General features: G+C 70.9%; 12 protein-coding genes. 6 read left to right on the forward strand and 6 right to left on the reverse strand.

Going from position 1 to position 13139, the window contains the following annotated elements; translation table 11 throughout:
- Positions 1–169 precede the first annotated feature (169 nt).
- Positions 170–1096, forward strand: coding sequence for a FadR/GntR family transcriptional regulator (locus ACFYWX_RS11815; RefSeq protein ID WP_389423825.1), 927 nt, complete (start codon positions 170–172; stop codon positions 1094–1096).
- Positions 1097–1135: 39 nt separating this feature from the next.
- On the opposite strand, the gene ACFYWX_RS11820 is transcribed toward ACFYWX_RS11815, so the two are convergent.
- Positions 1136–1324, reverse strand: a complete 189-nt coding sequence (locus ACFYWX_RS11820; protein ID WP_389423826.1) for a hypothetical protein — start codon at positions 1322–1324, stop codon at positions 1136–1138.
- 152 nt (positions 1325–1476) lie between these two features.
- Here ACFYWX_RS11820 and ACFYWX_RS11825 point away from each other — a divergent pair, with 152 nt between their 5' ends.
- Positions 1477–2349: a GntR family transcriptional regulator gene (locus ACFYWX_RS11825; RefSeq protein WP_389423827.1), complete on the forward strand. Its 873-nt coding sequence runs from the start codon at positions 1477–1479 to the stop codon at positions 2347–2349.
- 29 nt (positions 2350–2378) lie between these two features.
- The gene (locus tag ACFYWX_RS11830) at positions 2379–3101 is read left to right on the forward strand and encodes an HAD family hydrolase (RefSeq protein WP_389423828.1); all 723 of its coding nucleotides are present in this window, start codon (positions 2379–2381) and stop codon (positions 3099–3101) included.
- 55 nt (positions 3102–3156) lie between these two features.
- Here the strand turns inward: ACFYWX_RS11830 and ACFYWX_RS11835 are convergent, their stop codons facing one another.
- Complete coding sequence (locus ACFYWX_RS11835; protein ID WP_389423829.1) at positions 3157–3534, reverse strand: winged helix-turn-helix transcriptional regulator; 378 nt, start codon at positions 3532–3534, stop codon at positions 3157–3159.
- A gap of 65 nt (positions 3535–3599) precedes the next feature.
- Between ACFYWX_RS11835 and ACFYWX_RS11840 the strand changes: the two genes are divergently transcribed.
- Positions 3600–4514 (forward strand): NAD(P)-dependent oxidoreductase, encoded by a 915-nt coding sequence (locus ACFYWX_RS11840; RefSeq protein WP_389423830.1) that lies wholly within the window; start codon positions 3600–3602, stop codon positions 4512–4514.
- A gap of 8 nt (positions 4515–4522) precedes the next feature.
- Here ACFYWX_RS11840 and ACFYWX_RS11845 read toward each other — a convergent pair whose 3' ends face one another.
- The 4 genes from ACFYWX_RS11845 to ACFYWX_RS11860 all read right to left on the reverse strand — a co-directional run bounded on the left by ACFYWX_RS11845 (position 4523) and on the right by ACFYWX_RS11860 (position 9984).
- Positions 4523–4996 carry an HAD domain-containing protein gene (locus ACFYWX_RS11845; protein ID WP_389423831.1) on the reverse strand — a complete coding sequence of 158 codons (474 nt, stop codon included), beginning with the start codon at positions 4994–4996 and terminating at the stop codon, positions 4523–4525.
- A 64-nt stretch (positions 4997–5060) separates the two neighbouring features.
- The gene (locus ACFYWX_RS11850) at positions 5061–7079 is read right to left on the reverse strand and encodes a HelD family protein (RefSeq protein WP_389423832.1); all 2019 of its coding nucleotides are present in this window, start codon (positions 7077–7079) and stop codon (positions 5061–5063) included.
- A gap of 59 nt (positions 7080–7138) precedes the next feature.
- Complete coding sequence (locus ACFYWX_RS11855; RefSeq protein ID WP_389423833.1) at positions 7139–7771, reverse strand: TetR/AcrR family transcriptional regulator; 633 nt, start codon at positions 7769–7771, stop codon at positions 7139–7141.
- Positions 7772–7818: 47 nt separating this feature from the next.
- Positions 7819–9984, reverse strand: coding sequence for a phosphotransferase (locus ACFYWX_RS11860; protein ID WP_389423834.1), 2166 nt, complete (start codon positions 9982–9984; stop codon positions 7819–7821).
- A gap of 406 nt (positions 9985–10390) precedes the next feature.
- On the opposite strand from ACFYWX_RS11860, the gene ACFYWX_RS11865 reads away from it, so the two are divergent.
- Positions 10391–11680: an MFS transporter gene (locus tag ACFYWX_RS11865; protein ID WP_389423835.1), complete on the forward strand. Its 1290-nt coding sequence runs from the start codon at positions 10391–10393 to the stop codon at positions 11678–11680.
- 177 nt (positions 11681–11857) lie between these two features.
- Positions 11858–13138 carry an MFS transporter gene (locus ACFYWX_RS11870; protein ID WP_389423836.1) on the forward strand — a complete coding sequence of 427 codons (1281 nt, stop codon included), beginning with the start codon at positions 11858–11860 and terminating at the stop codon, positions 13136–13138.
- Position 13139 lies beyond the last annotated feature (1 nt).

Raw genomic sequence — 13139 nt, forward strand, 5'->3', positions numbered from 1 at the left:
AGTTGTGACTGTGCCGGACGGCCGGGCTCCCGGCTCCCCTCCGGAAGGGAGCCCGATCCTCCAAGTTTGACCACGTCGTTGAAGTTGGCGACCAACTTCACTGTACTTATCTCCGCTTGGAAGCGTCCTATAACCACCTTCCCACGAACTGCCCAAAGATGGCGGGAAGTTGTACTGTTTTGTCGTGGACCCGGAACACGCCCCCGTCAATGGACGGAAGAGGCCACATCGGCCACAGAAGTCACACCACGAAGTGGCCGATGAGCTGCGCACGCGGATCAGGTCCGGCGTGCTGCGGCCGGGCCAGCGCATGCCCACACAGGCCATGCTGGCCGACGAGTTCGGGGTCGACCGCGGAGCCGTACGCCAGGCCCTGCGCATCCTGCAGGCGGAGCACCTGCTCACCAACGTTTCGAAGGGCAGCCCGGCCACCGTTGCCCCGGACCTGGGGCGCGGCCCCGTCCTGGCCGGCCCGGCTGCCCCGCCGCTGCCCACCACCGTGGCCCTAGCCCCGCGCATAGCCGACGCGTTCGCGGCCGCCCACGTCGAGATCGACGCCCTCTGTCTGACCTCGGTCTCCCTCACACTCGCCCTCGGCGAACCGCTGCGCCGCATCCACGCGGGGGAGCTGAAACCGGCCAAGATCGACGTCCGTGTCCTGCTGCCCAGCCGGGACATCGAGCTCGCCTTCCCGACCCCGGTGGACACCGCCGCCCCGCACAACCGGCTGCAGGGCCGCTGGCTGGCCCAGCGCAACGCCCAGGGGCAGGTGTTGAAGCACAACCTGCTGGCCCTGCGCGCCACGCACGGCATCGACGTACGTGTTTCCTTTCGCGCGGTGCCCTTCACCCCACCGGTGAAGCTGTATCTGCTCAACGGCTCCGAGGCGCTGTTCGCGTACTACACGCTCACGCGGCGGGAGCAGGAGATCGACCACGAACCCCTGGAGCTGTACGACGCCGAGGGCACCCGGTCGATGCTGTTCGCCTTCGCGCAGGGGGCCGGGCTGCGTGACACGACGTTCGTGGAACAGTCCCACCTGTGGTTCAACGCACTGTGGGAGACGATCAGTTCGGAGCTGGTGCTCACGAGCTGATCGTCCCCCACGGCGGCCGAGCCGGGCGATCGGGACCGCTCACAGGGCGGGCCCGGCGACCAGAAGGGCCAGGACGACCGCCCCGACGGAGCTGACGGCCGGGCTCTTGGCCTTGATGCCGACGGTGAGCAGCAGCATGCCGATGATGCCGGCGGCGCCGTACTTCACCTGGATGATCTGTTCGAAGCCGACGATGAAGAAGGCGGAGAGAAGGGCGAGGGCAGGCATGATGGTTCCCCCTTAGTGCTGCCGGGACGGAGGCAAAACTTCCGCCAACTTCATGAAGTTGGCAGCCAACTTTGTATATGTTGTCCCCACTTGGCAGCTACTTATAAACAACTTTCAAACAACTCCCCATAGATGGATCAGAGTTGTAGCGTTTGGTCGTGACCCAGGAGAACGTGGCAGTGAACGGCAGTAGGAGAGTCTCGCCCCAGGAGATCGCCGACGTGCTCCGCGAACGGATCCGTGCCGGAGAGCTCAAGGCGGGGGACCGCCTGCCCACCCAGGCCGAACTCGCCGAGGAGTTCGGCGTGGAGCGCGGCACGGTTCGCCAGGCCCTGCGGGCACTTCAGGACGACGGTCTGCTCAGCAACGTCAGCAAGGGCAGCCCGCCGCGCATCGCGGAACCGGCGCCGGCCCGCGAGGAACCCCAGCCGACGATGGTGGGGCTCGCGCCGCGGCTGGTGGCGGCGTTCTCGGCGAAGCGGGTACGGGTCGACGTCGTCTGTCACACGGCCGAGACCCTGATGCTGGCGCTCGGTGAGCCGCTCCGGCTGATCCACGAGGGCCGTATCCGCCCCGACACGATCGACGTGCGCATCCTGGTGCCGTCCCGCGACATCAACCTCGCCTTCCCCGTCCCGGTCGAGGGCGACGGCGACCCGGTCCACCGGCGCTGGCTGTCGATGCGCAACGCCCAGGGCCAGGTCCTGCGCCACAACCTGCTGGCCCTGCGCTCCACGCACGGCATCGACGTCCACGTCGCCTTCCGCGCGCTGCCGTTCACCCCGCCGGTCAAGCTGTACCTCCTCAACGAGGAGGAGGCGCTGATGGGCTACTACACGCTCACCAGACGGGAGGAGGAGTGGGGCAGCCAGACCCTGGACATGTACGACGTCCTCGGCTCCAAGTCGCTGCTCTTCTCCTTCGTGAAACGAACGGGTCAACGCGACGCCGCGTTCGTAAAGGAATCCCAGAAGTGGTTCGACGCCCTCTGGGCAACCATCACCTCGGACCTGACACTCTCCTAGTGACTTCTGAGACGACGCAGACTGAACGGGTGACGGCGGACACCGAGAACGAGAACGCACCACTGCGACAGCTGATCACTCGTGCGCGGGTCGTGCTCTGGGACTTCGACGGGCCGATCTGCAACCTCTTCGCCGGGCATCCGTCGGAGCAGGTCGCGAACGAACTGGTGGACTGGCTCGGCGGCCAGGGACTGCACGGCCTGCTGACGGACGCCGAACAGCAGGTGCTGGACCCGCAGATCGTGCTGCGCGCGCTGTACCGGCGCGACCGCGACAGCGACCTGGTGGCCGTGGTGGAGGAACGTCTCACCCAGGCCGAGCTGAAGGCCGCGGTGTCGGCCATGCCCACGGCGTACGCCGACATCCTGATACGCACCTGGACCGCGGTGGGCTCGCGGCTCGCGATCACCACCAACAACCATCCGCGGGCGGTGGTCACCTACCTCGCCAGCCGCGACACCATCTCCTGCTTCTCCCCCCACATCTACGGGCGCACCGAGGACCTCCACCTCCTCAAGCCCCACCCGCACTGCCTGAACCGCGCGCTGAACGCCATGGGCTGCGACCCCTCGGCCGCGCTGATGATCGGGGACACCCCCACGGACTTCGAGGCCGCGTCGGAGGCCGGAGTGCCGTTCCTGGGCTACGCGCGTAACGAGCACAAGGCCAAGCTCCTGAAGGACGCCGGCGCCGAGTGCGTCGTGGAGTCCCTGGAGCCCGTGCTGGAGCTGGTCAGGGCCAAGCGTCCGTAGGTACCCACTTTTTTGTGGGTACTTGGCACCGCCCGTCGTCCCGGCGAGGCTGGTCTCAGGTGGCCGACGGGGCCGCCGGGACGGGGGAGGCGGAGGTGCGTTCGGCGAGTCTGTCCAGGCGGCGGTGGCCCCACTCGGAGAGGGGCGCGAGGGCCTCGGAGAGGTCCCGGCCGAAGCCGGTCAGGGAGTAGACGGTCTTCAGCGGCAGGACGTCGTGCACCTCGCGGTGCACGAGCCCGTCCTCCTCCATCTCGCGCAGCGCCTGAGTCAGCACCTTCTCGGTGAGCCCCGGCAGTTGCCGGCGCAGTTCACCGGGCCGCTGCGGGCCGGACTCCAGCAGCCAGAGCAGCGAGGTCTTCCACTTGCCGTCGATCACGGCGATCGCGGCAGTGACTCCACAGACGTTCAGGTCCTTGGCGCGCTCGCGTGTCATCCCCGCCCCATTCGTCAGCAATTGTCATTCTTCTCAATCGTAGCTGTTCTCAAGGGAGTCGAAGCATGTCCTCCATGCCTGCCGACCAGTCCGGCGACCAGTCCGCCGACCGGTCCGCCGTCACCGTCCTCGGTCTGGGCCCGATGGGCCGGGCGCTGGCCGGGGCGTTCCTGGACGCGGGAGTGCGGACCACGGTCTGGAACCGCACCCCGGGCCGGGACCGGGAGTTGGTGGAGCGCGGGGCGCTCGGCGCCGCGTCCGCCGCCGGGGCGGTCGCCGCGAGCGGGCTGACCGTGGTCTGCGTGGTCAACTACGACGCCGCAGACGGCATCCTGCGCGACGAGGCGGTCACGGCCGCCCTCAAGGGCCGTACGGTCGTGAACCTCACCGCCGACACCCCCGGCCGCGCCCGCTCCACGGCCGACTGGGCCGCCGCACACGGCGTCCGCTACCTCGACGGCGCGATCATGACGCCTACCCCCAGCATCGGGACGCCGGACGCGGTGTTCATCCACAGCGGCCCCGAGGACCTCTACCAGGAGGTCCGGCCCGTCCTGGACGCCCTGGGCGGCACCCACACCCACCTCGGCACGGACATCGGGCGGGCCGCGGCCTACGATGTCGCCCTGCTCGACATCTTCTGGACGGCGATGGCGGGTTACGTGCACGCCCTGGCCCTCGCGCGGGCCGAGGGCATCACCGCGCGCGACCTCGCGCCCTTCGCCCAGGGCATCGGCGCGATCCTGCCGCCGCTGTTCGCGGAGTGGGCGGACGACGTCGACAGCGGCTCCTTCTCCGGCGAGGGCAACCCCATCACCTCGACCGTCTCCTCCATGGCCCACATCGTCGAGGCCTCCGAGTCGCACGGCATCGAGGCCGGCGTCATGCGCGCGGCCGAGGGCCAGGCCCGCCGCGTCATCGCCCGCGGCCACGGCACCGACGGATACACGAGGGTGACCGAGCTGCTCGGCGGCAAGTAGCCCCCCGGTCAGGCCCCGAGCCACTCCCGTACGACCGCGAGGTCCGCGTCCGTGAGGCCGTCGCGGGGGTCGACGCGGTGGAGGAGGGCCGGGGCGGGGTGGTGGGCGCTCACCCAGGTGCGGTCGGCGCCGGTGATCTCGTCGTCGAGCCAGACGAAGGGCCGGCCTGCCGCGCGGGCGACCAGCGGCCGCGTCTTCCAGTGCGGGCCGCCGCGCGGTGGCTCCTCCTCGTCCGGCCAGTCGATCACGGGCAACGCGGACAGCCCGAGCCAGGGCGCCGCACAGACGTTCGCGTCGTCCAGCCAGGTCGTCGCCCACACCAGCTCGCATCCGAGCGCCAGCAGCCGCGGGCCGAGCGCCGGGTCGATCCGGTTCAGCAGGGGGTGTACGGCGGACAGGGCGACGGGTCCGTCGTACACCGGGTAGGGCCGCGGCGATCCGAAGGGGAGCAGGGTGCCGTCGATGTCGAGGAAGAGAAGCATCGGTGACAGGATCCGCCCTCGACACCGTCCCCGGCGAGTGCTCCGCCGATGCCGGCCCGGGGCACTAGAACGGCAACGGCCGCTCGTGCACCACCTCCAGCCGGGACACCGCCCGCGTCAGCACCACGTACAGCCGGTGCAGGCCCCGGTCCTCCGCCTCCGCGATCGCCGCCGGTTCGACGGCGACGACGTGGTCGTACTCGAGGCCCTTGACGAGGCCGGCCGGTACGACGGTCAGTCGGGCGCCGGGGTCGTCGGGGCCGGCGGGTTCGAGGCCCGCCGCGTGCAGGGCCTGCCGTACCCGGGTGGTGTCGGCGTCCGCCGTGACGACGCCGACGGAGCCCTCCCGGGTGAGGGCGTCGCGTACGGCGGCGACCACCGCGGCCGGCAGGTCGCCGTGGGCCTCGGTGACGCGGAGTTCGCCGTCGCGGCGCAGGGAGCGGGCGGGCGGAACGTCGACGTCGAGGCGGTCGAGGAGCCGGTTGGCGAGGGCGAGGACCGACTCCGGGACGCGGAAGCCGGTGGTCAGCGGGATCACCGCGGTTTCCGGCTTCCCCAGGTGGGCGAGGAGCGTGGGCCATGAGCGGGCGGCCCACGGCGTGGTCCCCTGGGCCAGGTCGCCGAGCACCGTCAGCGAACCGAAGGGCGCCCGCCGTGCGATGGCCCGGCACTCCATCGGGGAGAGGTCCTGCGCCTCGTCGACGACGACATGGCCGTACCCCTCGGGATGCTCGACGAGCCCGGCCACCTCGTCGAGGAGGACCAGGTCGGCGGCCGACCAGCGTGCGGACTTCGGCGAGCGCGGCGGCCGGGCCCACAGCAGTGCCTTCTGCTCGTCGGCGTCCAGGAGACCCTCCGCCGCCCGTGCCAACTCCTCGGGGTCGGACAGGAGCGCGGCGACGACCTCCTCGGGGCGCACCCGCGGCCACACGGCGTCGACGTACGCGCTCAGCGCCCGCGCCCGTTCGATCTTCCGCACCCACGCGTTCGGCGGGGGCCCGCTGCGCCGCTCGGCCTGCTCCTGGATCCGCCGCACGATCCGCGACCGCACCCGCTCCCGCCCGACGCCGTACGGAGGCTCCTCCGCGCGCACCCCGGACACGATCCGCGCCAGTTCCACCCCCGCCACCCGCCAGCGGTACGAACCGTCCGGCACGGCGAGGTCGTCGGCGGCACCATCGGCCACGCGCGCGTACAGCGCCCGTCGCAGCACCTCGGCCATGCGCGCGTCGTGCTTCACACGGGCGGCCCGTTCGTCGTCGACCCCGGTGACGGGATGACGCGCGATCTCGTCGGCGAGAGTGGACTGCCGTACGCCGGTCTCGCCGAGGGAGGGCAGCACCGCCGCGATGTAGGAGAGGAAGGTGCGGTTCGGCCCGAGGATGAGCAGACCGCCGCGCCGGATGCGCTGGGGGTGGGTGTAGAGGAGGTAGGCGGCGCGGTGCAGGCCGACGGCCGTCTTGCCGGTGCCCGGTGCGCCCTGCACGCACACCGACACAGTGAGGTCCTCTCGTACCAGGTCGTCCTGCTCGGGCTGGATGGTCGCCGCGATGTCCCGCATCGGGCCGACCCGGGGCCGTTCGATCTCCCGGGCGACGATGTCGCTGGGCCCGGACTCGCCCCGGCCCAGGTGCTCGTCCTCCAGACCGGTGAGGTCGGCGGAGTCGCCCCGGCTGCCCGGGGCCCAGCCGAAGCGGCGGCGGACGTCGACGCCCTGCGGGGCGCGGGCACTGGCCTGGTAGAAGGCGCGGGAGACGGGGGCGCGCCAGTCGACGACGAGGGGCGGGGCGGCCGGGTGCTCGCTGATCCGCAGCCGCCCGACGTGGTAGCTCAGCCCGTCGTGCTCTCCTCCGGTGAAGTCCAGCCGCCCGAAGAACAACGGCCCCTCGGGCAGCTCCCGCAACGCCTTGGCCCGGCTGCGCAGCCCGTACCCGAGGACCTCGGCGTCGGCACCCGAGGCGGAGACGTCCGCGCCGGTGACGACCTGTTCGTGGGCGCCTTCGATCATGGCGGCGAGTGCGGAACGGCAGGTGTCGTGGTGGGCGCGTTCGGCGTGCAGCTGCCGGCCAAGGCTCGTCGTCATGCCATCGAGCGTACCGAAATAACGTGACCGAGTTAAATATTTTACTGAGGCCTTGAATTTTACCGAGGCTCGGTTTCCTCCGCGAGCCACGGCAGCCCCTTCTCCAGCAGCCCGAACGCCCGCTCCGCCGCCGCCACCGCGTCCGCAGCTACGTCCGCCAGCCGCTCCCCGTCCGCGATCCGCCGCCAGTTGTCCAGCGCCAGCACCCGCTGTACGGCGATGATCTGGCCGGCGGCGAGCCGTGCCGCCAGGTCGCCGCCGAGGGCCTCGGCGAGCGCCGCCTCCGACCGCTCCTGATAGGCGTACACGCGGGCGGCCAGTGAGGGAGTGCCGTAGAGGAGGGTGTGGAAGGCGAGGACCTGCGGGTGGTCGTTGAGGCCGGTGACGGGGTCGCGGCGGTCGAGACCGTCGACGAAGTGCCGGCGCAGCGCCCGCAGCGGGGAGGTCCCTTCGCCTTCCTGGGTGACGACCCGCGCGGCCTCCCTCTCGTGGTCGGCGATCCGGTGCAGGACGAGGTCCTCCTTGGCCGGGAAGTACCGGAAGAGCGTGGGCTTGGAGATCTCCGCCGCGGCCGCGACCTCGGCGACGGAGACCGCGTCGAACCCCTTCTCCAGGAAGAGCCGGACGGCGATGTCCGACACGGCCTGGTACATCCGCTGCCTCTTGCGTTCCCGCAGCCCGATCTCACTCATACCGCCGAGCGTACGCACCGCGCCGGGTGCCGGCGGTGACCCTGGTGTCAGGGGAACGTGCGTACGAGGCAGGGGTTGGCCGGAGTGCGGGAGCGCAGGCCGAGGGAGCCGGTGGCGGCCGCCAGGGTCATCGCGTACGAGTCGACGGCCCGGCGGACGTTGGGGGCGTCCAGACTCGCGCCCGTCACCAGGCGGTCCAGGTCGACGTACGCGGAGCGCACGGTCTCGATCGAGCGGTAGACGGGCCAGTCCTGCGCCCAGTTCACCGTGTACGCGTCGGGCAGACCGGCGGCCCAGCGGCGGAACATGCGGTCGCGGATCTCCGGCCGGGTCGGCGTGAGGTGCATGTGCCGGACCAGGTCGTACAGGGGGTCCCCGACCACCGCCATCTCCCAGTCGATGATGGTCAGCGCGAGGGCGTCGTCCCGGCGGACGAGGTTCCACGGGTTGAGGTCGCCGTGCAGCAGCGCCGGTGTGCGATCGCTGATGGTGAGCCGGCTCAGGATCTGTTCGAGACGGCGTGCGTCGGGCAGGCCGAGGTGCCGGGCCAGGCGCTGCGTCTCCTCCGGCAACTCGGCGACCAGTTCGACGAGTTGACCGCACAGCCAGGTGAAGAAGCGGCCCTCCCCGGCGGCCGGGTCGACCTGCTTGTACTTCACGTGCCGCAGGGAGCACAGCTGGTCCACGAGCCCGTCCGCCTCGTGCGGCAACAGGCCGTTCACGGGGTGGTTCGGGGGGCGGTCGATGTCGGGCGGGCCGACGTAGGTGTGGATGGTGAAGGCCTCGTCCCCGTAGCTCCTGCCCAGGGCGAGGGCCCGGGGCGCCGCCACGTTCGCCGACGAGCCGTGGATCGCGTTGAGGACGGCGTGCTCGCTGAGGAAGCTGCGCTCGCGTCGGCAGACGTGCGGCAGCCTGCGCCGGACGACCACCGGGAAGTGCACGTCCGGCACCCGGACCACCGAGTTCAGGTGGGCGGTGCCCTTGAAGACCAGGTGCGCCGGAGCGGCTCCCTCGGCCAGCAGGGCGCCGCGTACGGCGGAGGCGGGGAAGTCCGGGCGGTGGGGCAGCCGGCGGTCGGGCTCGAGGACGAAGGTCTCGGCGACCCAGCCCCGGTTCGTGCGCAGGCCGGCGTTGCGTGAGGCCAGCCAGCGGAACAGGGCCCGCTCGATCTCGGGCGCGTCCGGCACGCTCCCCAGCCCGAGGGGCCGCGCCGCCGCCTGGAGGGCTCGCAGCACCTCCTTCGTCGCAGCGGTCAGGCCCGCCTCGCCGGGGGAGTCCTCGAGCGAGCGCGCGGCGCGCATGACGTCGGGGTAGAGGGACTGCGCCCACTCGAAGTCGACGTAGCGGAAGAGGTCCCTGCGGATGCCGTTGGCGGCGGAGGGGCGGACCTGCTGCACGGCCTGGGCCCAGGCCTCGACGACCTCGTCCCACTGGTCCGTCGGGTACTGCATGCGCACGAGGTGGGTGGCGAGATCGTGGAGGGGGTCGCCGTAACTGGCCAGCTCCCAGTCCACGAGGAGGAGGGAGGGGCCGTCGGAGCGGCTCCCGACGACGATGTTGTCCCGGTGCAGGTCCGTGTGGAGCAGGCTGTAGGGCCGCCGCGCCATCGACGGCACCCGCTCGGCCAGCCGGACGAGGGCGTCCTCCGGGATGCCGAGCGCCTTGAACAGGCCGCCGAACACGGACCAGTTGGGCTTGCGGACCTGCTCGTCGGCGAGCCGGGCCAGCGTCCTGAGGAAGCCCTGACTGTCCGTGAGGTTGCGGGGCCAGACGGCGGGCAGCGGCGGCAGCGCGGAGCGGCGCACCTGGGCGGTGCGGGCGAGGAGCCCGGCCAGCTCCTGGACACGGAGGGTGTCGACGGGCTTGCCCTTGGGGCAGACGGCGGACAGGGGCGCGCCCTCCGCATAGGTGTGGATGGCGAAGCCGTGCCCCCTGGCGAGGCAGCGCGGTACGTGCGGCAGTGTCCTGCCGATCGCGTCGAGGATCTTCGGCTCGTCGTCCCAGGTGCGGATCACGACGGGCAGCGCCCCCGGGCGCGGGGCCCGCACGATCACGGGCGTGCCGGGGTCCACACCCAGCAGCGGCGCGACCCGCTCCGTCGCCGCCAGGACGTGGTTGAGGTTGTGGTTCCCGCCGCTTTCCCGCCCCTGCTCCACGGCCCGTCCCACGAACTCGCCGATGATCCCGTAGGGCGCGGGGCGGCCCCCGTACACGGGACGGGGGGAAGGAGGTGCGCCCACTGGCCGCTCCGGGATACGAGACGAGGATGTGACGGACGGTATGGCAACGGTAAGCACGCGGTGATTACTCCGCACACCCAGACTGCGCGCGAGCGGCTCCTTCGGGGTCACGGCCACTCTTTTGCGTCAGGCATTGCACGGGTCCTGCACGGGGCGCGTTCGAGGCTGGCCTGTTTTTTTCGCCATCCCATACGCACAAACCGGAGCGGTTGCTCATTCGGTCCGCGCATGCTAGCGCACCGATCCATCGCCCCACTCGAGCCACTCCCGCAACTCACGCCACTGCGCGGGCTCCTGGGCGGCGCGGGTGCGGGCAGCGATCCGCCGAAGTGGCTGGTTCAGGTATGCGTCGGCCGTGGCCGCCGTAGGGTGCCGGGCCGTGACAGTTCCTTCGGTGGGGGCGCCGCTGTGGCGCGACCGGCAGTTCGTCCTGCTCGTGTGCGCACGGGGCATTTCCGTGCTGGGCAACGGCTTCGCGCGGGTGGCGCTGGCGTTCGCGGTGCTTGCTCTGCCGGGGGCCGGTGCGGGTCGGTTGTCGCTGGTACTGGCCTGCCAAGCCCTGCCGCAGTTGGTGTTCGTCCTGGTGGGCGGGGTGATCGCGGACCGCATGTCGCGGTCGGGACTGATGGTCCTGGCCGACATCCTGGGGGCCGGGGCGTATGCGGGTCTGGCTGCCATGGTGCTGACCGGTCATGCACCGCCGGTGGCCATGTGCCTGCTGGCGGTGGCGGCCGGAACCGCGACAGCCCTGTTCGCCCCGGCGATGGACGGCCTCGTGCCGCTGGTCGTGCCTGCGGACCGCTTGCAGCGGGCCAACGGGCTGCTGCGGGTCGGCACCAACAGCTCCCTGCTGCTGGGCCTGGCCCTGTCCGGGGTGACCGTGGCACTGGTGGGTGCCGGCTGGGCGCTCGCGCTCAACGCGGCTTCCTTCGTCGTCAGTGCGGTGCTCACCGCCCGGCTGCGGGTGGCTGCGCGGCCACGCAAGAAAGCGTCGGGCTGGGCCGACCTGCGAGAGGGCTGGCAGGAGTTCGCCTCCCGGCAGTGGCTGTGGGTCGTGGTCGCCCAGTACGCGGTGGTCGTCGCCGCGCTCAATGCCAACCTCGGGGTCCTGGGCCCGCTGACGGCCGAGCAGCATCTGGGCGGAGCGCGGTCGTGGTCGGTCATCGTGGCGGCCCAGGCCGTGGGCACCGTCGCCGGCGCGGGACTTGCCGCGCGTGTGCGGGTGAACCGTCCCATCCTGGTAGCCGTGCTCTGCACCTTCCCAGCCGCCGTACCGATCGTGCTGCTCAGTGCCGAAGCCCCTGTGTGGCTGATCGCCACCGCCATGTTCGGCGCCGGGATCGCGAGCGATGTCTTCGGCGTGCTGTGGGCCACCACCATCCAGCGCGAGATCCCGGAACAGGTCCTGTCCCGGGTCAGTTCCTACGACTGGTTCGGCTCCCTGGCCCTCGCCCCGCTCGGACTGCTCGTCGCCGGCCCCCTCGCCGCCGCCGTGGGCACCGGCCGGGCCCTGGCCGGCTGTGCGGCCCTGGTCGTCCTGGCCACCACGGCGGCCCTGCTCTCGCCGCAGGTACGCACCCTGCGCACCGGCGCCGAGGTGCCTCCCGCCGCGGCAGCCTCATCGGACACACGTCACGTGTCCGGTCTCGCTCAAGGTGAGGCAGGGTGAGGGTTTGACCTGCCCTACCTCAGATTCAGCGAGATGATTCGGAGTCGTCTGTCTCGCTTGAGGTGAGGCATTGGCTGCTTGTTCCGCCAAGGTGACGGGTGCGGCATGCAGCCACGGGAATGTGGCGCCGACCAAACCACTTGAGGCGTCCTGCGTCTGCTGGCACGGTTGCCCCTTGTGCCTGCATCAGAAGCGCCAGAAGATCGAGATCCTCAAGTCCCTGAAATCGGCGCATTACCGGCGTCCAGTACCGGCCTCGCGTCCGGACAGCCGCTCCGATCTGTGGCTTTTCGCCGGTTCCTGGCGGGTCAGTCGATCTCCTTGGCCGGCAGCGCCATGTCGCCTGTCGCCCTGGCCTTCGGCGTCCTGGAGGTCACCAACAGTACGGCCTGGCTGTCCGCGGTCACCACTGCGGCCTTGGTCCCGATGGTCGCGATGCTTCTCCTCGGCGGTGGTATCGCCGACCGCTACCGACGCGACACCGTGCTGTGCCTCACCAGTCTGGGCGCCGGCCTCACACAGGTCGGCGTCGCGTTCCTCCTGCTGGCCCACCAGCATCCGGCGTTCCTGCTGCCGCTCGCTGCCCTCAACGGCATCTTTCAGGGACTGACCAAGCCCGCATTGCGCGGCATCGTCTCGAATCTGGCGGTGGGACGCGGCATCCAGCAGGCCAGTTCCCTGCTGGCGTCTGTCAGGAACGCCACTCGTATCCTTGGGCCGACCGTGGCCGGCCTGTTGACCGCTTCCGTGGGTGGCGGCTGGGCGATCGCAGCGGACGCCGCCTCTTTCCTTCTCGCGGCCGCATTCTTCGCGCGTATGTCGCTGCCTGAACTGCCACGGCGTACCGAGGGCGGCACGACGATGCTTGCCGAACTGCGCGAAGGCTGGGGCTACTTCAGTTCCACTCCGTGGATCTGGACGGTGACATCGGCCTTTGGCGTCTTCAACGCCCTCAACATGGGGGTCTGGCAGATCCTGGGCCCGGTGATTGCGAACGCCACGATCGGTGCTGAGGGCTGGGGACTTGTGCTGAGCGCCCGCGGTGTCGGAGCTCTGCTGGCCAGTGTGGTGATGGTGAAGCTGACGGTGCGGCGCCCGATGGTGCCCGCGCTGTCCTCGATGACGATGGCTGCCGTCCCGCTGATCCTGCTCGGAGCTGGCGCGAACACGTTCTGGCTGGCTGCGGCGGCGTTCGTGGCAGGGGTGGTCTCGGAGTTCTTCACCGTCGTGTGGGAGACCGTCAATAACACCCACGTTCCGGAGCGGCTGCTCTCCCGGGTCGGCGCCCAAGACGAGTTCTGGTCCTTCGTGCCCATTCCCATCGGCCAGTTGTCCACGCCGATCCTCGCCGCGGTGTTCGGGACAGCGACGATCGCCGTCACCGGCGGCGGGGTTGCAGCGGTGGCGATGCTGGTGCCGTTGCTTGTGCCCTCGCTTCGGCGGATCGAGATCAAGTGAC

It is taken from the genome of Streptomyces sp. NPDC002888 (assembly GCF_042888465.1).
Taxonomy (GTDB): Bacteria; Actinomycetota; Actinomycetes; order Streptomycetales; family Streptomycetaceae; genus Streptomyces.

Excerpts from the sequence above, each read along its gene's own strand:
- ACFYWX_RS11820 (WP_389423826.1), bottom strand. The coding sequence starts at position 1,324 with ATGCCTGCCCTCGCCCTTCTCTCCGCCTTCTTCATCGTCGGCTTCGAA.
- ACFYWX_RS11855 (WP_389423833.1), bottom strand. The coding sequence starts at position 7,771 with ATGAGTGAGATCGGGCTGCGGGAACGCAAGAGGCAGCGGATGTACCAG.
- ACFYWX_RS11845 (WP_389423831.1), bottom strand. The coding sequence starts at position 4,996 with ATGCTTCTCTTCCTCGACATCGACGGCACCCTGCTCCCCTTCGGATCG.
- ACFYWX_RS11840 (WP_389423830.1), top strand. The coding sequence starts at position 3,600 with ATGTCCTCCATGCCTGCCGACCAGTCCGGCGACCAGTCCGCCGACCGG.
- ACFYWX_RS11835 (WP_389423829.1), bottom strand. The coding sequence starts at position 3,534 with ATGACACGCGAGCGCGCCAAGGACCTGAACGTCTGTGGAGTCACTGCC.
- ACFYWX_RS11850 (WP_389423832.1), bottom strand. The coding sequence starts at position 7,079 with ATGACGACGAGCCTTGGCCGGCAGCTGCACGCCGAACGCGCCCACCAC.